Below are 24590 nucleotides of genomic sequence, written 5' to 3' on the forward strand. Positions count from 1 at the left end.
GCCTGTCGCCTGAGGCCGTAATATCTGGCGGCCTCATAAAAATTAAAACTCTTTTCGCAGCCAGCTATTAAGTCGCTTGATCCACGAGCCAACTGATGCCGTAACACGTTTTTCCACTTCTGCTTCACCGTTTAAGTGGGACTCTTTCCCGTAGTGAAGCAATCCCACCGCCGTTGAGTAATACGGCTCCTGGGCATAATCCGTCAGACCGGTGATATTCAGCGGCGCGCCGATACGCACCTGCGTATGAAACACGCGCTGAGCGCAAGCAGCAAGCCCTTCGATTTGCGCCGCGCCGCCGGTTAACACAATCCCCGCCGCCAGGTGATGTTTTACCCCTTGTTGGCGAAGCTGTTCCTGTAATTGCAATATCTCTTCGTTGACCAGATTGAGCAGCTCGGTGTAACGCGGCTCAATCACTTCCGCCAGCGTCTGACGTTGCAGGCTGCGCGGCGGACGCCCGCCCACGCTCGGTACTTCAACGCTCTCGTCTTTACCGACGATGGAGCCCAGCGCGCAACCGTGGCGGACTTTAATGGCTTCAGCATCGCTCGGCGGCGTACCAAAGGCATAAGCGATATCGCTGGTCACCACGTTCCCCGCGTAAGGGATCACTTTGGTATGACGCAGCGCGCCGCCAGTATAAACGGCGATATCCATTGTACCACCGCCGATATCCACGACACAGACGCCCAGTTCACGTTCATCTTCCGTTAACACGGAATAACTGGCCGCCAGTCCGGCAAATATCAGTTGGTCAACTTTCAGACCACAACGTTCAACAGCTTTGACAATGTTTTTTGCCATATCGTTGTGGCAGGTAATCAAATGTACTTTCGCCTGCATACGCACGCCGGAAAGACCGACCGGATTTTTAATGCCTTCCTGGTAGTCAATGGCGTACTCCTGAGGAATCACATGCAGCACGCGATGTTCATCGCGCACGCGCACTGACTTCGCAGTATGCACGACGTTTTCCACATCTTCCTGCGTCACTTCCTCTTCGGAAATGGGCACCATACCAATTTCATTCTGACAGCTAATATGTTTGCCGGAAAGCGCCAGATATACCGAGGAGATCTGGCAATCGGCCATCAATTCCGCCTGGTCAATGGCGCGCTGAACGCATTTCACCACTGACTCAAGGTCATTCACCCCGCCTTTATCCATACCCCGCGATGGGCAACTGCCCACGCCAATGATATTGACCATACCGTCGGGCAGAACTTCCCCTACTAAAGCGGCAACCTTCGCGGTGCCAATCTCCAGTCCTACTACCAGTTTTCTGTCCGTCGCCTTGATCATTGTTGTTCTGCCTGTGCCTGATTCTGTTGCTGATTAGATTCCTCAGGGGGGAGCGGCGCCCAGCCAACTGCCGCACCTGAGTCATAACGCAAATCAACGTAGCTAATCCGTTTGCCATCGGTTTGCGCCTGCTGCTGTAAAACCGGATAGAGTTCTACAAAGCGAGCCAACCTTTTCATCGTATCGCCCCTGCCGAGATTGAGCTTAATGCCGTTATTAAGCGTCAATTGCCAGGAGCGACGTGCGGTCATCGCCGCTTCCTTTAGAGTGAATTTATCCTTAGCCAGCACCTGCCCCATCTCGCGGTATCCCTGCAACACTTCACTCGCGCTGCCTTCCGGGCCATACAACATGGGTAAAACCTGTTTGCCGATGCGGTCTGACGGCACGCTGAAGGTGTTCCCTTCAGCATCGACCATATGTTGATCATTCCAACGCGCAATCGGCACATATTCAACCAGATGAATCTTCAATTCATCAGGCCACTGTTTTCTGACGCTGGCCTGTTTAATCCACGGCAAACGCTCAATCTGGCTCTGGATAATGTTCACATCCTGCGTCATGAAGGTTCCCGGCGCGCCCAGAGCCAGTATCGCCTGACGGATATCATCGTTACGCGTGTAGTGACGCTCGCCGGTTAATACCAGCTTTGATAACGGTAAACGCTGCGCATCTTCCATCCACCCTAACACGACCCACCCGCTAACAAACACGGTGCACAGTACCGTCAGCAGGAATAAAATTCCTGCAAGACGCGTTCCATTATTGCGGCGTGAAGAAGGCGTCTCTTCATCACTGTTTCGCGTGTTCAGCGCAGCCTGCGACATATCAGTCCGCCAACTCCAGAATTCGTACCACTAACTGCGAGAAGCTCATTCCCGCCTGACGCGCCGCCATCGGCACCAGACTATGGCTGGTCATCCCCGGAGAAGTATTGGCTTCCAGCAGATAAAACTGACCATCGCTGTCCAGCATGACGTCAATACGCCCCCATCCCGTGCAGCCTAAAGCTTTCCATGCCTGCAGGACGAGAGACTGTAGCGCGGCTTCCTGGGACGCTTCTAAACCGGCAGGGCAGAAATACTGAGTCTCATCAGAGAGATACTTCGCCTCATAATCATAGAAGGTTCCTGCCGGTTGGATACGAATTGACGGTAAAATTTCTTCGCCAACTATCGCCACCGTAAATTCCGGACCGCACAGCCATTTCTCAATCAGTATTTCGTCATCATGCTGAAAAGCCAATGATAACGCACCCTGTAAAGCATTTTCTTCTACTACTTTCGTCATACCGACGCTGGAGCCTTCACGGCTGGGTTTGACGATCAGCGGTAAACCCAGCGCCGAAATTCGCGCTTTTTGTTCTTCGCTAAGGCCTTTTTCAAACTCAGCGCGCGTCAGCGCGACCCACGGCGCAACCGGTAAGCCTGCGCCCTGCCACAGCAATTTACTGCGCAGTTTATCCATGGAAAGCGCCGAGGCCATCACGCCGCTGCCGGTATAAGGCAGGCCGAGCAGTTCAAGCATTCCCTGTAAGGTGCCATCTTCACCGCCACGGCCATGCAACGCAATAAAGACCTTCTGAAAGCCCATTGCTTTAAGCTGCGCGACATCGACCTCTTGCGGATCGACGGGATGCGCATTAATGCCGCCTTCACGTAGCCCGGCCAACACTGCCGCGCCGGAATTTAACGAAACGTCCCGCTCCGCAGAGGTTCCGCCCAACAGGACCGCGATTTTATCAGCCATGTTGCTCTTCCTCCTGGATTTGCGGCTTCAGCTTGATTTCAGATAAGTAACGCGCAATTTTGCCAACATTTCCTGCGCCTTGCACTAATATCAAGTCGTTACCCGTCAGCACCGGCGCTAACATTGTCGCAACCTGAGCCGGATCGGAAACCAGAATCGGGTCAATTTTTCCCCGATTACGAATCGTACGACATAAAGAACGGCTATCCGCGCCCGGAATCGGCGCTTCACCCGCCGGGTAAACGTCCAGCATCAGCAGCGCATCGACCTGGGTCAGCACATTGGCGAAATCGTCATACAGATCGCGCGTGCGCGTGTAACGGTGCGGCTGAAACAGCATCACCAGGTTTTTATCCGGCCACCCTGCTCGCGCAGCTTTAATGGTGGCGTCTACTTCGGTCGGATGATGGCCATAGTCATCCACCAGCATCGCCGTCCCGGCTTTACCATTCACCGGCTCAAGCGGGAACTCGCCGAGGAAGTCAAAACGACGCCCGGTCCCCTGGAAGCTTTCCAGCGCGCGCAGGATAGCGTCATCGGCGATGCCTTCTTCGGTCGCTACCGCCACTGCCGCAGCGGCATTCAGGGCATTGTGGCGACCCGGCGCATTCAACGTGACATGCAGATCCGGCATTCCCTGGCGCAACAGCGTAAAGTGCCCCTGCGGCCCTATCTGCTGATAATCTTCTACGCGGACGTCAGCATCCTCGCTAAAGCCATACGTCGTGGTCTGACGCCCCACCCGCGGCAGCAACTCGCGGATGACCGGATCGTCGACGCACATTACCGCGCGACCATAGAACGGCAGGTTATGCAGGAAGTTAATAAACGTCTGCTTTAAATTTTCAAAGTCGCCATGATAGGTATCCATATGGTCGGCTTCGATGTTGGTGACGATCGCGACCATCGGCTGCAAATGCAGGAAAGATGCGTCGCTCTCATCTGCCTCGGCAATCAGGTAACGACTATGGCCCAGACGCGCATGAACGCCTGCGGCTTTCACCAGTCCGCCATTCACGAAAGTCGGGTCCAGCCCCGCTTCGGCATAAATACTGGACACCATCGCGGTCGTTGTGGTTTTTCCGTGCGTCCCGGCAATGGCGATGCCGTGGCGAAAACGCATCAGTTCCGCCAGCATTTCCGCACGGCGAATAACCGGAATACGCGCTTCATGCGCCGCGACAATTTCCGGGTTATCCGCGGAAATTGCGCTGGAAACGACGACCACGCTGGCATCACGCACATTTTCCGGACGATGGTTAAAGAAAATCGTCGCCCCCAGGCTCGTCAACTGCTGGGTCACCGGATTCGGCGCTAAATCGGAACCACTGATCTGATACCCTTCATTGGCCAGAACTTCGGCAATACCGCCCATACCAGCACCACCGATGCCGACAAAGTGAATGTGCCGAACGCGACGCATTTCGGGCACGATGGAACGCAGTTTTGCCAGTTGTTGTGTATTCATTCTTTACGCCATTAACTCCAATACCCGCCATACTTCAAATTGCAGATGCGTTGGCTTGCCTGCAACCCAAATTATTGAGGGTAGAAAAACCCTGCGATGCAAAAGGCACCGCCACAAATTATGTCCGGGCAACCCGGCTGACTTCACTGGCGACGCGTTCGGTAGCATCCGGAATGGATACCGCGCGGGCACGCTCCGCCATGGTTAACAACGCCTCGCGCGACCACCCCGCCAGGGTGTCGGCGACAGCCTCTACAGTAAACTGCGGCTGCTCAAAAATCTTAGCTGCGCCGGCGTTTTCTAACGGCAGCGCATTCCAGTACTGCTGCCTGTCTTTATGCTGAAACGGCACGAATATCGCCGGTAATCCGGCGGCGGCGATCTCGCTCACCGTTAAAGCGCCGGAACGACATACCACCACATCCGCCCACGCATAGGCGGCGGCCATGTCATCGATAAATTCCGTTACCTTATGTTGCGGTTGTCCCGCCCCGGCATATGCCTGCTCTACCGTGAGCTGCGCGCCTTTTCCGCTTTGATGCCAGATTGTAACCGTATCGCCCAGTCTGGCGGCAACCTGCGGCATCGTCTGGTTCAGGACTCGCGCCCCCTGAGAACCGCCGACCACCAACACGCGAATCGGGCCGTCACGACCGGCCAGACGCACCTGCGGCAACGGCAACGCCAGTACGTCGGTACGCACCGGGTTACCCACCACTTCCGCGTTCGGAAACGCACCGGGAAACGCCTGCATCACCGTGGTCGCGATTTTGGCCAGCCACTGATTGGTTAGCCCGGCGATACCGTTTTGCTCATGCAAAACGACCGGAATACCCAATGACCAGGCGGCAAGACCGCCGGGGCCGGAAACATAACCGCCCATTCCCAGCACGACATCCGGCTTAAATCGCTTCATGATCGCCCGCGCCTGCCGCCAGGCGTTAAAAATCCGCAGCGGCGCCGCCAGAAGCGCTTTTACGCCTTTACCGCGCAGACCGGAGATCCGAATAAAGTCAATGTCGATGCCATGCTTCGGCACTAAATCCGCTTCCATACGATCGGCGGTACCCAGCCAGCGAACTTGCCAGCCCTGGGCCATTAAATGATGCGCAACGGCCAGTCCCGGGAACACGTGCCCGCCGGTACCGCCCGCCATCACCATTAACCGCTTCGGTTGACCACTCATCGAGAACCTCGTGTAAACGCCTGCGCTTTTTCCAGACGCGTTTCATAATCAATACGTAATAAAAACATAATGGCCGTCGACATAATCAACAGACTCGACCCGCCATAACTGATCAGCGGCAGCGTAAGGCCTTTGGTCGGCAGCATCCCCGCGGCCGCGCCAACGTTTACCAGCGCCTGGAAACTAAACCAGATACCGATAGAACACGCTAAAAATCCGGAAAAACGGTGGTCAATCTCCAATGCCTTACGGCCAATCGACATCGCGCGAAAAGCGACGAAGAATACCATTAAAAGCGCCAATACCACACCGATATAACCCAGTTCTTCCCCAATAATGGCGAAGATGAAATCGGTGTGCGCCTCGGGCAAATACTCCAGTTTCTGCACCGAATTCCCCAGCCCTTGCCCCCATATCTCACCGCGACCAAAAGCCATCAGCGACTGCGTCAGCTGATAACCGCTGCCGAACGGATCTTCCCAGGGGTTCCAGAACGAAGTAACGCGACGAATACGATACGGTTCGGCGAGAATTAACAGAATCACCGCCGAGATGCCCATCCCGATAATGGCGATGAACTGCCATAATTTCGCCCCGGCAAGAAACAGCATCGCCAGCGTGGTGACAAACAGTACGACCACCGTCCCGAGGTCAGGCTGCGCCAGCAGTAACACCGCCAGCACCAGAATCACGCCCATTGGTTTTAAAAAGCCGCGCAGGTTATTTCGCACTTCATCAACCTTACGCACCAGATAGTTCGCGAGGTAGCAGAACAGCGACAGCTTGGTAAACTCCGCAGGCTGAATACGCAGCGGCCCCAGCGCAATCCAGCGCGACGCCCCGTTGACCGAGCTCCCGACGACCAGCACGATAAGCAGCATAATGATTGACGCAATCAGCATCGTCGTGCTGTATTTTTGCCAGAAGGTCATGGGCAAACGTAGCGTGACCATCGCCAGACAAAATGCCAGGAAGATATAGAGCGCATCACGTTTGGCAAACAAAAACGGATCGTTCGCCAGGCGCTGCCCGACTGGCATGGAGGCCGACGTCACCATGACAAAACCAATCGCCGCCAGCCCGAAGGTCAGCCATAGCAGCGTGCGGTCATACATGATCAGACTGTCGGCGTCTTTATCGCGCGAAGCCATCACCCAGCCTTTAAGCGCCGCAAACAGCCAGGCCAGGAGGCCAAAGCCTGGTACGCGCGGCATTCTCAGACGGGGGAGAGATAAACGCATCAACCTAACTCCTTCGCCAGACGGGTAAAGACATCGCCTCGTTGCTCAAAATTTTTAAACTGATCGAGGCTGGCGCAGGCGGGCGACAGCAGCACCATATCACCCGGCTGAACGCGCGGCGCCAACAAACGCATCGCCTCTTCCATCGTCTCAGTCTGTTGGGCGATTTCCGGACGCAGTGCGGCAAGCTGCGCCCCATCGCGCCCAAAGCAATACAGGCGGATACGATCGCCGGTCAGATAGCGCGCCAGCGGAGAAAAGTCTGCCGACTTACCGTCGCCGCCCAGCAGCAGATGCAGCGTACCGTCCACATGCAAACCGTTTAGCGCCGCTTCGGTACTGCCGACATTGGTCGCTTTCGAGTCGTTGATCCAACGTACGCCGTTATGCTCCAACGCCAGCTGGAAGCGATGCGCCAGACCGGTAAATGTCGTCAACGCCTTCAAACTGCTGGCGCGCGGCAGACCTACGGCATCCGCCAGCGCCAGCGCCGCTAACGCATTGGTATAGTTATGCTGCCCGGAAAGCTTCATCTCTTTCACGTTCAGCACCTTCTCGCCTTTGACTCGCAGCCAGGTTTCGCCCTGCTGACGATTAAGGTGATAATCACCCATATTGACGCCAAAGCTGACGCAGCGCTCATCGGCCCCACGAACCGGCATCGTCAACGCATCATCGGCATTCACTACGCACACTTTCGCCTTCTCGTAGACGCGCAGTTTCGCCGCCCGGTACTGTTGCAAACCAAACGGATACCGGTCCATATGATCTTCAGTGACGTTGAGCACCGTTGCCGCCGCCGCTTGCAAACTTGAGGTAGTTTCCAGTTGGAAACTGGATAATTCCAGCACGTACAATTCGCGATCGGCATCCAGCAGCATCAGCGCCGGAAGACCGATATTGCCGCCAACGCCGACATTGACGCCCGCCGCTTTCGCCATCTCGCCCACTAAGGTGGTCACGGTGCTTTTGCCGTTCGAGCCGGTGATGGCTACAATCGGCGCTTGCGCTTCGCGGCAAAACAGTTCGATATCGCCGACAATTTCTACTCCAGCGCTGGCGGCAGCGCTCAGCGAAGGGTGCGCCAGAGCAATACCAGGGCTGGCGACGATTAAATCCGCCGCTAAGAGCCACTCGTCGTTCAGGCCGCCAACGTGACGCTCAACCTCTTGCGGCAGCTTATCCAGACCCGGCGGCGTCACGCGAGTATCCATCACCCGCGGCGTCACGCCGCGAGCGAGAAAAAAGTCCACGCAAGAGAGTCCGGTTAAGCCCAGACCAATAATGACGACGTTTTTGTCCTGGTAATCAGCCATGATTAACGTACCTTCAGCGTTGCCAGGCCAATCAGCACCAGCATCAGCGAAATAATCCAGAAGCGCACAATCACGCGCGGTTCCGGCCAGCCTTTCAGTTCATAGTGGTGATGGATAGGCGCCATACGGAAAATACGCTGTCCGCGTAGTTTAAAGGAACCCACCTGCAGGATGACCGACAGAGTTTCCACCACAAAGACGCCGCCCATGATCACCAGCAGAAATTCCTGACGCAGCAGCACGGCGATAATGCCCAACGCGCCGCCCAACGCCAGCGATCCGACATCGCCCATAAAAACCTGCGCCGGATAGGTGTTAAACCACAAGAATCCTAATCCCGCGCCGACAATCGCCGTACAGACAATCACCAGCTCCCCCGCATGGCGTAAATACGGAATATGCAGGTAATTGGCGAAGTTCATGTTCCCGGTCGCCCAGGCCACCAGCGCAAAGCCGGCGGCAACGAAAACAGTCGGCATAATCGCCAGACCATCAAGCCCGTCGGTCAGGTTTACGGCGTTACCCGTACCGACGATGACAAAGTAGGACAGCAGAATGTAAAACAGCCCCAATTGCGGCATAACATCTTTAAAGAACGGCACCACCAGTTGGGTCGCGGGCGTGTCTTTCCCGACGAGATAAAGCGCAAAGGCCACGCCGAGCGCGATAACCGACATCCAGAAATATTTCCAGCGCGCAATCAGCCCTTTGGTATCTTTCCGCACCACTTTGCGGTAGTCATCGACAAAACCGATAATGCCGTAGCCAATCAATACCACCAGCACGCACCAGACGTACGGGTTAGACGGGTAAGCCCATAACAGAACGGAAATCACAATCGCCGTCAGGATCATGATGCCGCCCATCGTCGGCGTACCGCGTTTACTGAAGTGCGATTCCGGGCCATCGTTACGTACCACCTGGCCAAAAGAGAGTTTTTGCAGACGAGCGATCATACGCGGGCCCATCCATAAAGAGATGAACAGCGCGGTCAACAGGCTGACGATGGCGCGAAACGTCAGATAAGAAAAGACGTTAAAGCCGGAATAATATTTGACCAAATGCTCGGCCAGCCAAACTAACATGAACCTTTCTCCTGTAACGCATGAACCACATCTTCCATCGCGGCGCTGCGTGATCCTTTCACTAAAATAGTCATCATCGGTTGCTCCTGAAGCAGAGCGTGTAAACGCGCAATGAGCGCGGCTTTATCGGCAAAATGTTCGCCGACGCCGCTGGCGTGGCTGATAGCCTGACTGAGTTTTCCGGTGCTTAACACGCGATCAATACCCGCCGCTTTTGCGGCCTCGCCAACCTGGAGGTGGCACGCTTCGCTTTCTGCGCCCAGCTCGGCCATATCGCCTACCACCAGCACGCGGTAGCCGGGCATTTCAGAAAGGACCTGCACTGCGGCGGTCATCGAACCGACGTTGGCGTTATAAGCGTCATCCAGTACCAGTTGGTTTTCACTTAGTTGAATCGGGAACAGACGCCCGGGTACGGCTTTTAACGCCGCCAGCCCTGCTTTAATCGCCGTCAGCGTCGCCCCCACCGCCATTGATAAAGCAGCGGCCGCCAGCGCGTTGGCAATATTGTGCCGCCCCGGCAACGGCAGCAGCACATCAATGCTGCCCATCGGCGTTTGCAGGGTAAATTCGGTACCGTGTGACGTCACGTGGATATTCGCAGCGGTAAAGTCGCTGTTTGCCGCATTCGGCGAAAATCGCCACACCTGACGATCGCCAATAATGCTTTGCCAGTTCAGCCAGTCATTATTATCGGCATTCATAATCGCGATACCGTTCTCAGGCAAACCGGTATAGATTTCGCCTTTCGCTTTCGCCACGCCGGCCAACGAGCCGAAGCCTTCCAGATGCGCCGCCGCCAGGTTATTGACCAGCGCCGCTTCCGGGCGCGTCAGGCTAACGGTCCAGGCGATTTCTCCCTGGTGATTAGCGCCTAACTCGATTACCGCATAGTCATAATCATGGTTTAAGCGCAGCAGCGTTATCGGCACGCCGATGTCGTTGTTAAAATTGCCTGCGGTATACAGAGTATTTCCGCACTGGCTAAGAATCGCGGCGGTCATCTCTTTGACCGAGGTTTTGCCGGACGAACCGGTTAACGCCACCACCCGCGCCGGTACCTGCATACGTACCCAGGCGGCCAGTTGGCCAAATGCCTGACGCGTGTCTTTTACAATCACCTGCGGGAGATCGATATCCAGAGGACGACTGACCAGCAGGGCGCCAGCGCCGTTCGCTTTTGCTTTATCAGCAAAATCATGCGCATCAAAGCGTTCCCCTTTCAGCGCCACGAACAGGCATCCCGGCGTCACTTTCCGTGTGTCGGTAATGACCGTATCGAACGTGAGATCCGCCCCGCGGTGTTCGGCGCCAAGGACATCGGCAATTTTGCTGAGCGTTACGCTAATCATGCGATCACCCCCAGCAAACGCGCTGCGGTCACGCGGTCTGAATAATCAAGACGCTGCGTGCCGACAATCTGGTAATCCTCGTGCCCTTTACCTGCAATCAGCACGACGTCATTGTCTTTTGCCTGCATAATGGCATTGGTTACCGCCTCAGCGCGGCCTTCCATTACCCTGACCTGCCCGGCGTCCAGCATTCCGGCCAGAATATCGTTGATAATGGCGCGCGGCTCCTCGGTACGCGGGTTATCGTCAGTCACCACGACGATATCCGCGAATTCTTCGGCAATGGCCCCCATGAGTGGGCGCTTACCTTTGTCACGATCCCCGCCACAGCCAAAGACGCACCACAATTTTCCGGCGCAGTGCAGGCGCGCCGCCTGCAACGCTTTTTCCAGCGCATCCGGTGTGTGCGCGTAATCCACCACCACCGTCGGTTTGCCTGGCGCAGTGAACACTTCCATACGCCCGCAAACCGGCTGCAAACGCGCGGCGGTTTTCAGCAAATCCGTTAACGGATAGCCCAGCGCCAGCAGCGTCGCCAATGCCAGCAGTAAGTTGCTGACGTTAAACGCGCCCATCAGGCAGCTTTCGATTTCGCCTTCACCCCAGCTTGAAGCAAAACGAATCGTCGCTCCGCGGTCGTGGTACTCCACCGCCTCCGCTTTCAGCCAACGACCGTGACAGTTAGGGTTGATATGCCCTTCCATTGAAACCGCGACCGCATCGGGTAGCGACGCCAGCCAGCGGCGTCCAACTTCATCATCGGCGTTGACGATTGCCTGACCGTGATGGTGGGTGGAATAAAGCATCCATTTTGCTGCCTCGTAATGCGCCATATCGCCATGATAGTCGAGATGGTCGCGGCTCAAATTAGTAAACACGGAGGCGGCAAATTTCAACGCCGCCACGCGATGCTGCACCAGGCCGTGAGAAGAGACTTCCATCGCGCCGAAGGTCGCGCCCTGCGCAACCAGACTGGCCAGCACATGCTGAACATCCACAGCGGAACCGGTTGTGTTCTCCGTCGGGATCACTTTACCCAACAGTCCGTTGCCTACCGTTCCCATCACTGCGCTGGTTTCGCCGAGCAACTGGCTCCACTGCGCCAGTAGTTGGGTGGTGGTGGTCTTGCCATTGGTGCCGGTCACCGCCACCAGACGCATGTTTTCAGATGGCTCATGGTAAAAGCGGCCCGCCAGCGCAGATAAACGCTCATTGAGCTGGCTGAGATAGACGACCGGTACGCCGTGCATTTCGCGAATCTCACCGTCGGCCGCCTCGTCTTTCGCCTCTGCAATAATGGCAGCTACGCCTTGCGCTATCGCCTGCGGGATATATCGACGCCCGTCCGCCTGATGACCCACCACTGCCACAAAGAGATCGCCCGCCGCAGCCACACGGCTGTCGAGCGTCATCTCTCGCAGTTCTCGCGCGGGTAGTCCAGCCACCCACGGAGCAAGAAGGTCGCGCAAATTACGATCTGCCACCTGTTCCCTCGCCTTGATTAATTACGAATTCATTTTTTTCGCCCGTTGCCAACGCGTCCGGTTCGATGTTCATGGTGCGCAGAACGCCGCCCATGATGGCACCAAATACCGGCGCGGAAACGGCGCCGCCGTAGTATTTACCCGCCTGCGGATCGTTGATGACAACCACCAGCGCGAAGCGCGGCTGACTCGCAGGCGCGACGCCTGCGGTGTAAGCAATGTATTTGTTGATGTAGCGACCGTCCGGCCCCACTTTTTTCGCCGTACCGGTTTTAATCGCGATACGGTAGCCTTTAATCGCTGCCTTCACGCCGCCGCCGCCCGGCAGCGCTACGCTTTCCATCATATGCACCACGGTGCGTACGGTGGATTCAGGGAAGATGCGTTCTCCGGGTACAGGCGGATCAACTTTGGTAATCGACAGCGGGCGATAAATGCCATAGCTGCCGATCGTTGCATAGACTCGCGCTAATTGTAACGGCGTTACCATTAGCCCGTAGCCGAAAGAGAAGGTGGCCCTCTCTATGTCGGACCACCGTTGTTTTTGAGGATATAAGCCACTGCGTTCTCCGACCAACCCCAAATTGGTCGCCTTTCCTAGCCCAAAACGTGAGTAAGTATCTACTAACGCTGAGGACGGCATCGCTAACGCCAGTTTGGATACACCGACGTTACTCGACTTCTGTAGAACCCCGGTCAGGGTTAATTCGCTGTAGCGCGCCACGTCTTTAATTTCGTGGCCGTTAATTCGGTATGGAACGGTATTCAACACCGTATTTTCGTTGACGATACCGCGCTGAAGCGCAGTCATCACCACCATCGGCTTAACCGTAGAACCCGGTTCAAACACGTCGGTGATGGTACGGTTACGCATCGCGTCTTTCGGCGTACCGGCAAGGTTGTTGGGGTTATAGGAAGGGCTATTCGCCATCGCCAGTACTTCACCGGTATTGACATCGACCAGCACCGCGCTACCGGATTCCGCCTTGTTAAACGCCACCGCGTTGTTCAGTTCGCGGTAAACCAGCGCCTGTAAGCGTTCATCAATGCTTAACGCCAGGTTGTGCGCTGCCTGACTGTCAGTGGAGGAGATATCCTCAATCACGCGGCCATAGCGGTCTTTACGCACGATTCGCTCGCCAGGCTGACCGGTAAGCCACTTATCAAAGCTCTTTTCAACGCCTTCAATCCCCTGACTATCGACGTTGGTAAAACCGATGAGGTGAGCGGTTACTTCTCCTGACGGGTAGTAGCGGCGTGATTCTTCACGCAAATGAATCCCCGGCAGTTTGAGTTTTTTGATGTAGTCCGCCATGTCAGGATTTACCTGGCGCGCCAGATAAATAAAACGCCCTTTCGGGTTGGCGTTGATACGGGCGGAGAGCTGATCGAGCGGAATATTGAGCGCAGTAGAAAGCGCTTTCCAGCGATCGCCGACGCTGATGCCGCCGGCGTCATGAACTTCTTTAGGGTCGGCCCAGATCGCCTTAACCGGTACGCTGACCGCCAGTGGACGCCCGGAACGATCGGTAATCATACCGCGTGAGGTGGAGACTTCCTGAACACGCAGCGAACGCATATCGCCCTGACGCACCAGCATATCCGGGGCGATAATCTGTAGCCACGCCGCGCGTCCAAGTAAAAAAACCAGCGCCAGTAAAATACAGCCGCACAGCAACGCAAAACGCCAACTGATGAAGTTGGTCTGTTCTTCCTGGCGCTTCGATTTTTGCGTTTTTGCCGCTGCTTTCATGCGTCGCGTTTATCCTTATTTTTGCACTACGATATTTTCTTGGGACGGATCAACATGCTGCATTTGCAGCTTTTCCGTTGCGATCCGCTCCACCCGGCTGTGATCGCCGAGCGCATTTTCTTCAAGGATCAGGTTGCGCCATTCAATGTCCAATGCATCGCGCTCCAGAACCAGTTGTTCACGCTGCGCGGTGAGTAAACGAGTATGGTGCGCCGTCGTGACCACCGTCACCGCCGTTAAAATGATGCAAATGAACAAGCAGAGTGGCAGCTTCCCGAACCGCAAAAGATCGTCACCGATCACGCCAGGCAAGGCATGGCGCTCGTTGCTTCCTATCGATCCCTTCACTTTGCTTAGGGCTTCTGTCACTCTGCTGATCATGCGTTCGTCCTCTCTGCGATACGCAGAACTGAACTACGGGCCCGAGGATTTTCAGCTACCTCTTTTTCACCCGGCATCAACTTGCCTAACGCTCGTAACTCACGACCGCCCAGTTTTTTGAGCTGCGCTTCCGTCATCGGCAATCCCGCCGGCACCTGCGGACCGCGGCTTTGCTCACGCATAAAGCGTTTCACAATACGGTCTTCCAGCGAGTGGAAACTGATGATTGAAAGCCGCCCGCCTGGGGCCAGTACGCTGAGCGAGCTTTTTAGCGCCTGCTCTATCTCCTCCAGTTCACTGTTTACCCAGATGCGCACCGCCTGGAAGGTACGGGTCGCGGGATGTTTGAATTTGTCTTTTACCGGGGTCGCCGCCGCAACCACTTCCGCCAGCTCTTTGGTGCGGGTCATCGGCTGTTCGCGATTGCGCTCAACAATGGCGCGAGCAATACGTTTGGCAAAACGCTCCTCGCCGAATGTTTTCAGCACCCAGGCGATATCCGCCTCCTCCGCCGTTTGTAACCACTCGGCGGCAGACTGGCCGCGCGTCGGGTCCATTCGCATATCCAGCGGACCGTCGCGCATAAATGAAAAACCGCGCTCCGCATCGTCAAGCTGCGGAGAAGAGACGCCAAGATCGAGAAGGATCCCGTCAATCTTGCCGGTAAGCTCGCGCTCGGCGACATAATCAGCCAGCGCGGAAAAAGGTCCATGAATGATGGAGAAGCGAGGATCATTAATGGTCTGTGCAACGGCGATCGCCTGCGGATCGCGATCGATCGCCAGCAAGCGCCCCTCTTCGCCCAGTTGCGAGAGGATCAGGCGCGAGTGGCCGCCGCGACCAAATGTGCCATCAATATAGATACCATCCGGACGAATATTCAGCCCATTAACGGCTTCATCCAACAGTACCGTAGTGTGTTTAAAATTTTCCATCATCTTATAGAGACAAGTCCTGCAGCCGCTCCGATAACGTTTCGGTAGCTGACTGTTCAGCGTCGATATCTTCCTTGACCTGTTGATACCAGGTCGTTTCATCCCACAGCTCAAATTTGTTGAACTGTCCAACCAGCATCACTTCTTTCGTCAGTCCGGCATGTTGCCGCAGAACTGGCGCGATCAGTAATCGACCTGCACCATCCATCTGACATTCGCTGGCATGGCCCAACAGTAAACGCTGTACGCGACGTTCTACCGGGCTCATGCTCGACAGACGAGATAACTTTTGCTCAATAATTTCCCATTCAGGCAGGGGGTAAAGCAGCAGGCATGGGTGATGGATGTCAATGGTACATACCATTTGACCGGTAGCGCTCTCGATCAGTTGCTCCCGATAACGGGTCGGCACGGTCAGGCGCCCTTTACTGTCGAGATTGACTAACGTTGCCCCCCGGAACATGCCAGTCTCACCCCTTCTTACCACTTTATCCCACAAATTCCCACTCGAAGGAGTTTACGGAGCGGAGGAAAAGCTTGTCAAGCAAGTCACAACGCTTACCTAAGTAAAAAAGCCAATGTTTACGGCGAATATCTGCGTTGATTAATTTCCACCCAGCGTGCAAGCCAAATTAACGTTATGAATATTTGTAAGAAAAAAACCAAAGACCCACCGCCGTTTAAAACGGACTCAATATAATCCGAGAAAAATATAAAGTGTCAGTTTGCGACGCGAGCGGCATTTTAGGACATATTGCACCGTGTTAACAGTGCCTGTTTAACGTGTGCGGCGCCTGCTATACCAGCGCCTACGAGCGACTGTCGCGCCAAAGACAAAAAGTGGCTGTTAATTCGACGATTTCTTGCCTGCTTGTAACAAAACAAGACAAAGGAAAAGACTCGTTACGTCTTAATTAGTGGAATATGGACGATTTCGGACAAAAGAAAGGTAATAAAAAAGAATTTTCGGATAATTTTAAGGAATAATCTTAATTATTTAAGGGATATTTTTACTGATACGCATTTGTTTGACGGCGGCAGAAGAGAGAGTCTTTTACCGCCGGTCCTTTAGCTACGGCTCAGAATGCCGCGACGATACAGGTTTCGCCGAATACGCGTTAAGCCGGGTTTCGGTTTACGCGGTTCATCAAGACTTGCCAGCACAATCTCCAGCACGCGTTCCGCGACATCACGATGACGCTGCGCCACCGCCAGTACCGGGCATTGCAGAAAATCCAGCAGCTCATGATCGCCGAAGGTCGCAATCGCCAAATCCGAGGGCAGTTTTCCATCGCGCCGCAGCGTAACGTCCATCACGCCCTGTAATAGCGCGAACGATGTCGTAAAGAGCGCCTGCGGCATAGGATGCGTTTCCAGCCATTTCTCAAACAACTGCGCGGCGGCTTCGCGCTCATAGCTGTTGGCATATAAGAAATTCACCTCCCGCGGATCGTCTTTCCATGCGGTGCGGAACCCCTGTTCGCGCAGGAAACTGACGGACAACTCCGGCAGCGCGCCCAAATAAAGCACCTTTTCCGCCGGGAATTTACGCAGCTCTTCCGCCAACATCTCGGCATCATCCTGATCGGCGCCGACCACGCTGGTGAAATGTTCGCGATCCAGCGCGCGGTCGAGCGCGACGATGGGGAACGGATCGTTGGCCCAGCGTTGATAGAAGGGATGCTCCGGCGGTAACGAAGTTGAAACAATGATTGCATCCACCTGGCGTTGCAAAAGGTGCTCAATGCAGCGCATTTCGTTATCCGGCTGATCTTCAGAACAGGCGATCAGCAGTTGGTAGCCACGCTGGCGTGCCTGGCGCTCAAGATAGTTTGCGATACGGGTGTAGCTCGTGTTTTCAAGGTCCGGGATCACCAGACCAATGGAACGTGTGCGTCCAGCACGCAGCCCGGCAGCCACAGCGTTAGGATGGTAATTGTGCTCACGCACTACCGCCATGACTTTTTCTACGGTTTTGTCGCTCACGCGGTATTGCTTTGCTTTACCGTTTATAACGTAGCTTGCAGTTGTGCGCGAGACACCGGCCAGCCGAGCGATTTCATCCAGTTTCACAATTGCCCCTTGTGTAAATTGTACAAACCATAACCTTTATGTCGGCATGGGTTAAAATCGTTAACATCTAAGCGCAGTTTGATCACTCCGGCAACCGCTTTTATTCCGGGTTACCACGGATTTCGCAAAAAAAAAGCCCAACCGGTGATATTGGGTTGGGCGATAATTCCTGTTGGCTGATATCCGGCAAACCTGCCTGATGGCGCTACGCTTATCGGACCTGGGCCAGATATCAGCCTGTAGACCGGATAAAACGCAACCGCGTCGTCATCCGGCGAATCTGCTCAGCGCATAATCTTATCGCCGCGCGAAAGCCCGACGACGCCTGAACGCGCCACTTCAACAATTTTCGCCACGTCGCGCAGCGAGGCCAGAAAAGCATCCAGTTTATCGCTGGTGCCCGCCAGTTGAACGGTATACAGCGTTGGCGTAACGTCAATAATCTGACCACGGAAAATTTCCGTATTACGCTTCACCTCTTCCCGTCCGTAGCCGCTGGCCTGGATTTTCACCAGCATGATTTCCCGCTCAACGTGCGCTCCCTGTCCCAGCTCGCTGACGCGCAGCACATCAACCAGCTTGTGCAGTTGCTTTTCAATTTGCTCAAGCACTTTTTCATCGCCTACCGTCTGGATAGTCATGCGCGACAACGTCGGATCGTCTGTCGGCGCGACGGTCAGGCTTTCAATATTATATCCGCGTTGCGAAAAGAGGCCGATAACCCGCGATAACGCCCCAGATTCGTTTTCCAGTAATACCGATAAAATCCGGCGCATCATCAGGTCCTCTCCGTTTTGCTTAACCACATTTCGTCCATCCCGCCCCCGCGAATCTGCATCGGATAGACATGCTCGCTGCCATCAACGGTGACATCGACGAACACCAGTCGGTTATTACGCACATGCTCAAGGGCTTCGCTGAGTTTACTTTCCAGCTCATCCGGACGGTTAATCTGCAGCCCGACATGGCCATATGCTTCCGCCAGGCGCACAAAATCCGGTAACGACTGCATATAAGACTGAGAATGGCGACCGGAATAGATCATATCCTGCCACTGTTTCACCATCCCCAGATAACGGTTGTTCAGGTTCAGAACCAGTACCGGCAGTTCATACTGTAAGGCTGTCGACAGCTCCTGAATGTTCATCTGTATACTGCCATCGCCGGTCACGCAGACCACCATTTCTTTCGGCAGGGCCATTTTAACGCCCAGCGCAGCCGGTAGGCCAAAACCCATCGTGCCGAGCCCGCCGGAATTAATCCAGCGACGTGGTTTATCGAACGGGTAATAGAGAGCGGCAAACATCTGATGTTGTCCTACATCGGACGTTACGTACGCGTCGCCCTTCGTCAGACGCCAGAGGGTTTCAATCACCGCCTGGGGTTTAATGCTTTCGCTTTCCGCGTCATATTTCAGGCACTGACGGGCGCGCCAGATCTCTATCTGCTGCCACCAGTCGCGAATATCATCCTGCGGCTGAGACGGCGCATCCTGCGCCAGTAGCTCCAGCATTTGTTCCAGTACCAGGCGGGCATCGCCCACCACCGGGATATCAGCGTTAACCGTTTTGGATATGGACGTCGGGTCAATGTCGATGTGTAATACCGTCGCGTTCGGACAATATTTAGCGAGATTATTCGTCGTGCGGTCGTCAAATCGTACGCCAACAGCGAAAATCACGTCGGCGTTATGCATGGTCATATTGGCTTCATAAGTGCCATGCATTCCCAGCATTCCTAACGACTGGCGATGAGTAGCAGGAAACGCGCCCAGTCCCATTAATGAAGAGACCACCGGCAGGTTAAAGATTTCAATGATGTGGCGCAGCGGCGCATAGCAGGCCGCGCTTATCGCCCCTCCCCCAACATAGACCACCGGCTTTTTTGCCGACGCCAGCGTTTGCAAGGCACGCTTAATTTGTCCTTTATGTCCTGATGTTGTGGGATTGTAAGAGCGCATACTGACCGTCTCAGGCCAGGCATACGGCATTTTTTTCGCCGGATTCAAAATATCTTTCGGCAGATCCACGACCACCGGCCCAGGACGTCCGCTTGCCGCCAGCCAGAAGGCCTTTTTAAGCACCTGGGGAATATCTTCCGTCTGTTTGACCAGGAAGCTATGTTTGACCACCGGTCGGGAAATCCCCACCATGTCGCACTCCTGAAAGGCATCATAGCCAATCAATGAGGTGGCGACCTGGCCGGAAAGAATCACCAGCGGAATGGAATCCATATAGGCCGTAGCAATCCCGGTAATCGCATTGGTCGCTCCCGGTCCGGAAGTCACCAGCACCACGCCAACGTCGCCAGTGGCTCGCGCCAGGCCATCCGCCATATGCACCGCGGCCTGCTCATGACGCACCAGCACATGATCGATCCCTCCAACGGTATGTAGCGCATCATAAATATCAAGCACTGCGCCTCCAGGATAGCCGAACACCTGCTTTACGCCTTGATCGATAAGCGATCGGACGACCATCTCGGCTCCAGACAACATCTCCACGGCTTGCCTCCACTTTATACCTGTCATCACGGTTTGACGGACACCTTAACCGCTCGCTATCACGCCTGGCAATTGGGTGGAATGACGTAAAGATGGGGAAGGTTAGAATAATCAGGAGGCAAGAAGAGAAGAAATGGAGAAATACTCCGTCTGAATCACACCAGGTAATAAATAATCGCTTATAAATGCAGACTTACAGCAATTCATCTATTTTTCACAACGACGAAAAGAATCGCTCACCGTTAATTCAGCATAAAATTTTTTATATACGCTAAAAAGCAGAATAAACCAGAATTTGTTTCTGATTTATTCTGCCCGGTTTTATCGCTTACAAACAGAAACTAATAAATCTTCCATCCATTGGTGCCCTTTATCACGCCCAGCCGCTTCATGCCAGGAAAGGTAGCATGTCCGGCTATTCAGTTTTAAAGGCAACGGCAATATTTGCAGATCCAGCGATTCCGCAAACTCTTCCGCCAGCCAGCGCGGGGCAATAGCGACCAAATGCGTCTGCGAAACCACGTTCAGAACGCTGATAAGCGCCATGCCCTGATAAGCCACGCTCGACTGTTTATCCGGCGTGTCATACCACGGCTGACTAAATGACGCATAACGATCGAGAGAAACAACCGCATGTTGTTCATTATAAACATCGCCTTCCAGTAGCGGGCCGCTAATACGCGGGTGTTTTCGGCTGGCGACTAAAACCATTTCATCTTTAAATAGCGGTACGCTGGTAAACTCAGGACGACGGAATTCTTCATAACTAATAACGAATTCGGTTTCCTGATAGCGTAACTGATGCTCAGTATTCTGATTCAACGACGCTTTAAAAACGACATGAATATTTGGCGCAATTTTTTCTACACGATTATAAATCTGTGACGTCAGGATATTATCCAGCGGACTGCACACGCAAAGATTGAATACACGTTCGCTGCTGGTCGGCTCAAACCCCGATCCCGGCAATTCATTTTGCACCAATTGTAACGCCTGACGGACTGAACCAAATAACTGAAATGCACGGGCAGTCGGCTGAATTCCTCGTCCATATCGAACAAAAAGTTCGTCATTAAACATAACCTTCAGACGCGCTACGGCGTTACTAACCGCAGGCTGCGACATTCCCAGCGTGTGGGCGGCGCGCGTAATATTCTGCTCTTGCATTACCGCATCGAACACGGTCAATAGGTTCAAATCAACCATGCGAAGCTGTGGTTTGCCCATATCTAAAAGATGCGGCTTTTCGGTTTTGACCTCTGGCATATTTAACTCCACTGTCACGCTTAACTCCCTTTTTCTGGCTGAAGGCAGAAATAATTCCTGAAAATATGATTTACCATGCATATAAAATAAGAAAAAGGGAAAGCGTTAAAATTCGGAAAACATAAAGACGCTGACAGAGACAAATAGAATGCCAGCGCAAGCGTAATGTGTCCTGAGTCACACCATTGCGATTCATAATGTTTAAATTACGCAAGCAATATAACCATAACTATGGCGAATACACAATCATACACCAAGTGAATGATCATTTAAGTTTCAATTAAATGTTTATATTATTAATAGCTAAAAAGTTAACATTAATTTATCAATAACTTTATCCTTATCCATTAAGTAAACAAGGTTATTTGTTAAAATATAAAACAAATCAAAAAGATAAACCAAACCTTTAGCATACCTTTAACAGTCCATTCCCCTAACCAATTTGCAAACAAAAATGCCTAAATATTTCAAACAATGAAAAGTATGAATGTCCACTCGTTCTTTTATCCTTTATTGGACGCGCAGCCCAGCACAATTAGCTAAAGTACGTATCCGGATATCGTCAACAAAATGCAATGGCGACAGAAAATAGAGTTGACATTAAACGGCATATCCAGTACCACTAAAAGCATAACGCATTCGCTGGAGCTGAATTAATGTCACATATCGTTCGTTTCACTGGGCTACTACTACTCAACGCATTTATTGTGCGCGGTAGACCGGTGGGCGGCATTCAACATTAAGTCAGCTCGAAGTCAAACAAAACCCGCGCCGTTGCGCGGGTTTTTTTATGCCTGACGCAAGGCGCCCCTGGAGACAAGGACCACATCATGAGCCAGCAAGTCATTATTTTTGATACGACCTTACGCGACGGCGAACAAGCGTTACAGGCCAGCCTGAGCGCGAAAGAGAAGCTGCAGATTGCCCTGGCCCTTGAGCGCATGGGTGTTGATGTCATGGAAGTAGGCTTCCCGGTCTCTTCTCCGGGTGATTTTGAATCTGTCCAAACCATCGCCCGCACCATTAAAAACAGCCGCGTTTGCGCCCTGGCGCGTTGTGTAGAAAAAGACATCGACGTCGCGGCACAGGCGCTGAAGGTCGCCGACGCGTTTCGCATCCATACTTTTATCGCCACCTCGCCAATGCACATCGCCACCAAGCTGCGCAGCACGCTGGATGAGGTCATCGAACGCGCGGTATACATGGTTAAGCGGGCGCGTAATTACACTGATGACGTAGAGTTCTCCTGCGAGGATGCTGGCCGGACGCCTGTTGACGATCTGGCGCGCGTGGTGGAAGCCGCTATAAACGCCGGCGCGAGAACCATTAATATTCCCGATACCGTGGGCTATACCATGCCGTTTGAGTTCGCGGGAATCATTTCCGGCCTGTATGAACGTGTCCCCAATATCGACAAAGCTATCATCTCCGTTCATACCCACGACGATTTAGGGATAGCAGTAGGCAACTCGCTGGCGGCAGTACATGCGGGCGCGCGTCAGGTTGAAGGCGCGATGAACGGTATCGGAGAACGTGCCGGTAACTGCGCACTGGAAGAAGTGATCATGGCGATTAAAGTGCGCAAAGACATCATGAACGTACACACCAACATCAATCACCACGAAATCTGGCGCACCAGCCAGACCGTCAGCCAGATCTGTAACATGCCGATCCCGGCCAACAAAGCGATTGTCGGCAGCGGCGCTTTTGCCCACTCTTCCGGCATCCACCAGGATGGCGTCCTCAAGAACCGCGAAAACTATGAAATCATGACGCCAGAGTCCATCGGTCTGAACCAGATACAGCTGAACCTGACCTCCCGCTCTGGCCGTGCCGCCGTGAAACATCGCATGGAAGAGATGGGTTACAAGGACACAGACTACAACATGGATCACCTGTACGACGCGTTCCTGAAGCTGGCGGACAAAAAAGGCCAGGTGTTCGACTATGACCTGGAAGCGCTGGCGTTTATTAATAAACAGCAAGAAGAACCAGAGCATTTCCGTCTGGATTACTTCAGCGTGCAGTCCGGCTCCAGCGATATCGCCACCGCTTCCGTGAAGCTGGCCTGTGGTGAAGAGATCAAGGCCGAGGCGGCGAACGGCAACGGCCCGGTCGACGCCATCTATCAGGCGATTAACCGCCTCACCGGTTACGACGTTGAGTTGGTTAAATACGACCTGAACGCCAAAGGCCAGGGCAAAGACGCGCTGGGTCAGGTCGACATCGTCGTGAACTATCATGGTCGCCGCTTCCACGGCGTCGGGCTGGCGACGGATATCGTCGAATCCTCCGCCAAAGCGATGGTACACGTACTGAACAATATCTGGCGCGCCGCCGAAGTTGAAAAAGAATTGCAACGCAAAGCTCAAAATAAAGAGAACAACAAGGAAACCGTGTAATGTCGAAGAACTATCATATTGCCGTACTGCCGGGCGACGGTATCGGCCCGGAAGTCATGGCGCAAACCCAGAAAGTTATGGATGCGGTACGCAGCCGTTTTGATATGCGTATCACCACCAGCCGCTATGACGTCGGCGGTATTGCTATCGACAATCATGGTCATCCACTGCCGAAAGCCACCGTTGAAGGGTGCGAGCAGGCGGATGCCATTCTGTTTGGCTCCGTCGGCGGCCCGAAATGGGAAAATTTGCCCCCGGAAAGCCAGCCGGAGCGCGGCGCCCTGCTGCCGCTGCGCAAACATTTCAAATTATTCAGTAACCTGCGTCCGGCGAAACTGTATCAGGGGCTGGAAGCATTTTGCCCGTTGCGCGCCGATATCGCCGCTAACGGTTTCGATATCCTGTGCGTGCGCGAGCTGACCGGCGGGATCTATTTCGGACAGCCAAAAGGCCGTGAAGGCAGCGGTCAGTACGAAAAAGCCTTTGATACCGAAGTTTATCACCGCTTTGAGATCGAGCGCATTGCCCGTATCGCCTTTGAATCGGCGCGTAAACGCCGCCGTAAAGTCACCTCTATTGATAAAGCCAACGTACTGCAAAGCTCTATCCTGTGGCGTGAGATCGTCAATGATGTCGCGAAAACGTATCCCGATGTGGAACTCGCGCACATGTATATCGATAACGCCACCATGCAGTTGATTAAAGACCCGTCGCAGTTTGACGTACTGCTGTGCTCTAACCTGTTCGGCGACATTCTGTCCGACGAATGCGCCATGATCACCGGCTCAATGGGGATGTTGCCCTCCGCCAGCCTGAACGAGCAAGGATTTGGCCTGTATGAACCGGCTGGCGGCTCCGCGCCGGATATCGCCGGGAAAAATATCGCCAACCCAATTGCGCAGATCCTGTCGCTGGCGCTGCTGCTGCGCTACAGCCTGGATGCCAACGATGCGGCAACAGCCATTGAACAGGCGATCAATCGCGCATTAGAAGAGGGCGTTCGCACCGGCGATTTAGCCAGGGGCGCTGCCGCAGTCAGTACCGATGAGATGGGCGATATTATCGCCCGCTATGTCGCAGAAGGGGTGTAA

21 protein-coding genes are annotated in these 24590 nt (G+C 54.1%); 3 read left to right on the top strand and 18 right to left on the bottom strand.

The window, feature by feature from the left end; genetic code table 11:
- Window positions 1-42 precede the first annotated feature (42 nt).
- From ftsA to leuO, 18 genes are all read right to left on the bottom strand, one after another.
- Entirely contained in the window at window positions 43-1305 is a 1263-nt protein-coding gene (ftsA, locus tag ACH0VJ_RS05650) for a cell division protein FtsA (RefSeq protein WP_000588463.1), read from the bottom strand.
- The gene (gene ftsQ / locus ACH0VJ_RS05655; protein ID WP_000075728.1) at window positions 1302-2132 is read right to left on the bottom strand and encodes a cell division protein FtsQ; all 831 of its coding nucleotides are present in this window, start codon (window positions 2130-2132) and stop codon (window positions 1302-1304) included. The genes ftsA and ftsQ overlap by 4 nt, the downstream gene beginning before the upstream one ends.
- A gap of 1 nt (window position 2133) precedes the next feature.
- Window positions 2134-3054 carry a D-alanine--D-alanine ligase gene (locus ACH0VJ_RS05660; protein ID WP_000763906.1) on the bottom strand — a complete coding sequence of 307 codons (921 nt, stop codon included), beginning with the start codon at window positions 3052-3054 and terminating at the stop codon, window positions 2134-2136.
- Complete coding sequence (gene murC, locus ACH0VJ_RS05665) at window positions 3047-4522, bottom strand: UDP-N-acetylmuramate--L-alanine ligase (RefSeq protein WP_001096070.1); 1476 nt, start codon at window positions 4520-4522, stop codon at window positions 3047-3049. Before murC ends, ACH0VJ_RS05660 begins: the two co-directional genes overlap by 8 nt.
- Window positions 4523-4640: 118 nt before the next feature.
- The gene (gene murG, locus ACH0VJ_RS05670) at window positions 4641-5708 is read right to left on the bottom strand and encodes an undecaprenyldiphospho-muramoylpentapeptide beta-N-acetylglucosaminyltransferase (RefSeq protein WP_000016613.1); all 1068 of its coding nucleotides are present in this window, start codon (window positions 5706-5708) and stop codon (window positions 4641-4643) included.
- Complete coding sequence (gene ftsW / locus ACH0VJ_RS05675; protein WP_001239803.1) at window positions 5705-6949, bottom strand: cell division protein FtsW; 1245 nt, start codon at window positions 6947-6949, stop codon at window positions 5705-5707. The genes murG and ftsW overlap by 4 nt, the downstream gene beginning before the upstream one ends.
- A complete protein-coding gene (murD, locus tag ACH0VJ_RS05680; protein ID WP_000796443.1) occupies window positions 6949-8265 on the bottom strand; it encodes a UDP-N-acetylmuramoyl-L-alanine--D-glutamate ligase in 1317 nt (438 codons plus the stop codon). Before murD ends, ftsW begins: the two co-directional genes overlap by 1 nt.
- 2 nt (window positions 8266-8267) lie before the next feature.
- Window positions 8268-9350 carry a phospho-N-acetylmuramoyl-pentapeptide-transferase gene (gene mraY, locus ACH0VJ_RS05685; RefSeq protein WP_000964138.1) on the bottom strand — a complete coding sequence of 361 codons (1083 nt, stop codon included), beginning with the start codon at window positions 9348-9350 and terminating at the stop codon, window positions 8268-8270.
- Complete coding sequence (gene murF / locus ACH0VJ_RS05690; protein WP_000626626.1) at window positions 9344-10702, bottom strand: UDP-N-acetylmuramoyl-tripeptide--D-alanyl-D-alanine ligase; 1359 nt, start codon at window positions 10700-10702, stop codon at window positions 9344-9346. Before murF ends, mraY begins: the two co-directional genes overlap by 7 nt.
- Complete coding sequence (gene murE / locus ACH0VJ_RS05695) at window positions 10699-12186, bottom strand: UDP-N-acetylmuramoyl-L-alanyl-D-glutamate--2,6-diaminopimelate ligase (RefSeq protein ID WP_000775065.1); 1488 nt, start codon at window positions 12184-12186, stop codon at window positions 10699-10701. Before murE ends, murF begins: the two co-directional genes overlap by 4 nt.
- Window positions 12173-13939, bottom strand: coding sequence for a peptidoglycan glycosyltransferase FtsI (ftsI, locus tag ACH0VJ_RS05700; protein WP_000642235.1), 1767 nt, complete (start codon window positions 13937-13939; stop codon window positions 12173-12175). Before ftsI ends, murE begins: the two co-directional genes overlap by 14 nt.
- 15 nt (window positions 13940-13954) lie before the next feature.
- Window positions 13955-14320: a cell division protein FtsL gene (gene ftsL / locus ACH0VJ_RS05705; protein ID WP_000625651.1), complete on the bottom strand. Its 366-nt coding sequence runs from the start codon at window positions 14318-14320 to the stop codon at window positions 13955-13957.
- The gene (rsmH, locus tag ACH0VJ_RS05710; protein WP_000970444.1) at window positions 14317-15258 is read right to left on the bottom strand and encodes a 16S rRNA (cytosine(1402)-N(4))-methyltransferase RsmH; all 942 of its coding nucleotides are present in this window, start codon (window positions 15256-15258) and stop codon (window positions 14317-14319) included. Before rsmH ends, ftsL begins: the two co-directional genes overlap by 4 nt.
- 1 nt (window position 15259) lies before the next feature.
- On the bottom strand, window positions 15260-15718 hold the full coding sequence (gene mraZ, locus ACH0VJ_RS05715; RefSeq protein ID WP_000488296.1) for a division/cell wall cluster transcriptional repressor MraZ: 459 nt from the start codon (window positions 15716-15718) through the stop codon (window positions 15260-15262).
- Window positions 15719-16323: 605 nt separating this feature from the next.
- Window positions 16324-17328, bottom strand: coding sequence for a catabolite repressor/activator (gene cra, locus ACH0VJ_RS05720; RefSeq protein WP_000762392.1), 1005 nt, complete (start codon window positions 17326-17328; stop codon window positions 16324-16326).
- A 284-nt stretch (window positions 17329-17612) separates the two neighbouring features.
- Window positions 17613-18104 (bottom strand): acetolactate synthase small subunit, encoded by a 492-nt coding sequence (gene ilvN / locus ACH0VJ_RS05725; RefSeq protein WP_001563086.1) that lies wholly within the window; start codon window positions 18102-18104, stop codon window positions 17613-17615.
- 2 nt (window positions 18105-18106) lie between these two features.
- The gene (gene ilvI, locus ACH0VJ_RS05730; RefSeq protein ID WP_000425610.1) at window positions 18107-19831 is read right to left on the bottom strand and encodes an acetolactate synthase 3 large subunit; all 1725 of its coding nucleotides are present in this window, start codon (window positions 19829-19831) and stop codon (window positions 18107-18109) included.
- A 321-nt stretch (window positions 19832-20152) separates the two neighbouring features.
- On the bottom strand, window positions 20153-21097 hold the full coding sequence (gene leuO, locus ACH0VJ_RS05735) for a transcriptional regulator LeuO (RefSeq protein ID WP_001115420.1): 945 nt from the start codon (window positions 21095-21097) through the stop codon (window positions 20153-20155).
- A 656-nt stretch (window positions 21098-21753) separates the two neighbouring features.
- On the opposite strand from leuO, the gene leuL reads away from it, so the two are divergent.
- From leuL to leuB, 3 genes are all read left to right on the top strand, one after another.
- Window positions 21754-21840 (top strand): leu operon leader peptide, encoded by an 87-nt coding sequence (leuL, locus tag ACH0VJ_RS05740; protein ID WP_001575587.1) that lies wholly within the window; start codon window positions 21754-21756, stop codon window positions 21838-21840.
- Between the two features lie 87 nt (window positions 21841-21927).
- Entirely contained in the window at window positions 21928-23499 is a 1572-nt protein-coding gene (gene leuA / locus ACH0VJ_RS05745) for a 2-isopropylmalate synthase (RefSeq protein ID WP_000082821.1), read from the top strand.
- The gene (leuB, locus tag ACH0VJ_RS05750; protein ID WP_371354645.1) at window positions 23499-24590 is read left to right on the top strand and encodes a 3-isopropylmalate dehydrogenase; all 1092 of its coding nucleotides are present in this window, start codon (window positions 23499-23501) and stop codon (window positions 24588-24590) included. Before leuA ends, leuB begins: the two co-directional genes overlap by 1 nt.

Origin of the sequence: Salmonella sp. 2020_1459 (assembly GCF_043847915.1) — a bacterium.
GTDB classification, from domain to species: Bacteria; Pseudomonadota; Gammaproteobacteria; order Enterobacterales; family Enterobacteriaceae; genus Salmonella; species Salmonella enterica.

What these genes read in the sequence shown, in the direction of transcription:
- ftsA (WP_000588463.1), bottom strand. Translation starts at nt 1,305, where the DNA reads ATGATCAAGGCGACGGACAGAAAACTGGTAGTAGGACTGGAGATTGGC.
- ftsQ (WP_000075728.1), bottom strand. Translation starts at nt 2,132, where the DNA reads ATGTCGCAGGCTGCGCTGAACACGCGAAACAGTGATGAAGAGACGCCT.
- ACH0VJ_RS05660 (WP_000763906.1), bottom strand. Translation starts at nt 3,054, where the DNA reads ATGGCTGATAAAATCGCGGTCCTGTTGGGCGGAACCTCTGCGGAGCGG.
- murC (WP_001096070.1), bottom strand. Translation starts at nt 4,522, where the DNA reads ATGAATACACAACAACTGGCAAAACTGCGTTCCATCGTGCCCGAAATG.
- murG (WP_000016613.1), bottom strand. Translation starts at nt 5,708, where the DNA reads ATGAGTGGTCAACCGAAGCGGTTAATGGTGATGGCGGGCGGTACCGGC.
- ftsW (WP_001239803.1), bottom strand. Translation starts at nt 6,949, where the DNA reads ATGCGTTTATCTCTCCCCCGTCTGAGAATGCCGCGCGTACCAGGCTTT.
- murD (WP_000796443.1), bottom strand. Translation starts at nt 8,265, where the DNA reads ATGGCTGATTACCAGGACAAAAACGTCGTCATTATTGGTCTGGGCTTA.
- mraY (WP_000964138.1), bottom strand. Translation starts at nt 9,350, where the DNA reads ATGTTAGTTTGGCTGGCCGAGCATTTGGTCAAATATTATTCCGGCTTT.
- murF (WP_000626626.1), bottom strand. Translation starts at nt 10,702, where the DNA reads ATGATTAGCGTAACGCTCAGCAAAATTGCCGATGTCCTTGGCGCCGAA.
- ftsI (WP_000642235.1), bottom strand. Translation starts at nt 13,939, where the DNA reads ATGAAAGCAGCGGCAAAAACGCAAAAATCGAAGCGCCAGGAAGAACAG.
- ftsL (WP_000625651.1), bottom strand. Translation starts at nt 14,320, where the DNA reads ATGATCAGCAGAGTGACAGAAGCCCTAAGCAAAGTGAAGGGATCGATA.
- rsmH (WP_000970444.1), bottom strand. Translation starts at nt 15,258, where the DNA reads ATGATGGAAAATTTTAAACACACTACGGTACTGTTGGATGAAGCCGTT.
- mraZ (WP_000488296.1), bottom strand. Translation starts at nt 15,718, where the DNA reads ATGTTCCGGGGGGCAACGTTAGTCAATCTCGACAGTAAAGGGCGCCTG.
- ilvN (WP_001563086.1), bottom strand. Translation starts at nt 18,104, where the DNA reads ATGCGCCGGATTTTATCGGTATTACTGGAAAACGAATCTGGGGCGTTA.
- leuO (WP_001115420.1), bottom strand. Translation starts at nt 21,097, where the DNA reads ATGCCAGAGGTCAAAACCGAAAAGCCGCATCTTTTAGATATGGGCAAA.
- leuL (WP_001575587.1), top strand. Translation starts at nt 21,754, where the DNA reads ATGTCACATATCGTTCGTTTCACTGGGCTACTACTACTCAACGCATTT.
- leuA (WP_000082821.1), top strand. Translation starts at nt 21,928, where the DNA reads ATGAGCCAGCAAGTCATTATTTTTGATACGACCTTACGCGACGGCGAA.
- leuB (WP_371354645.1), top strand. Translation starts at nt 23,499, where the DNA reads ATGTCGAAGAACTATCATATTGCCGTACTGCCGGGCGACGGTATCGGC.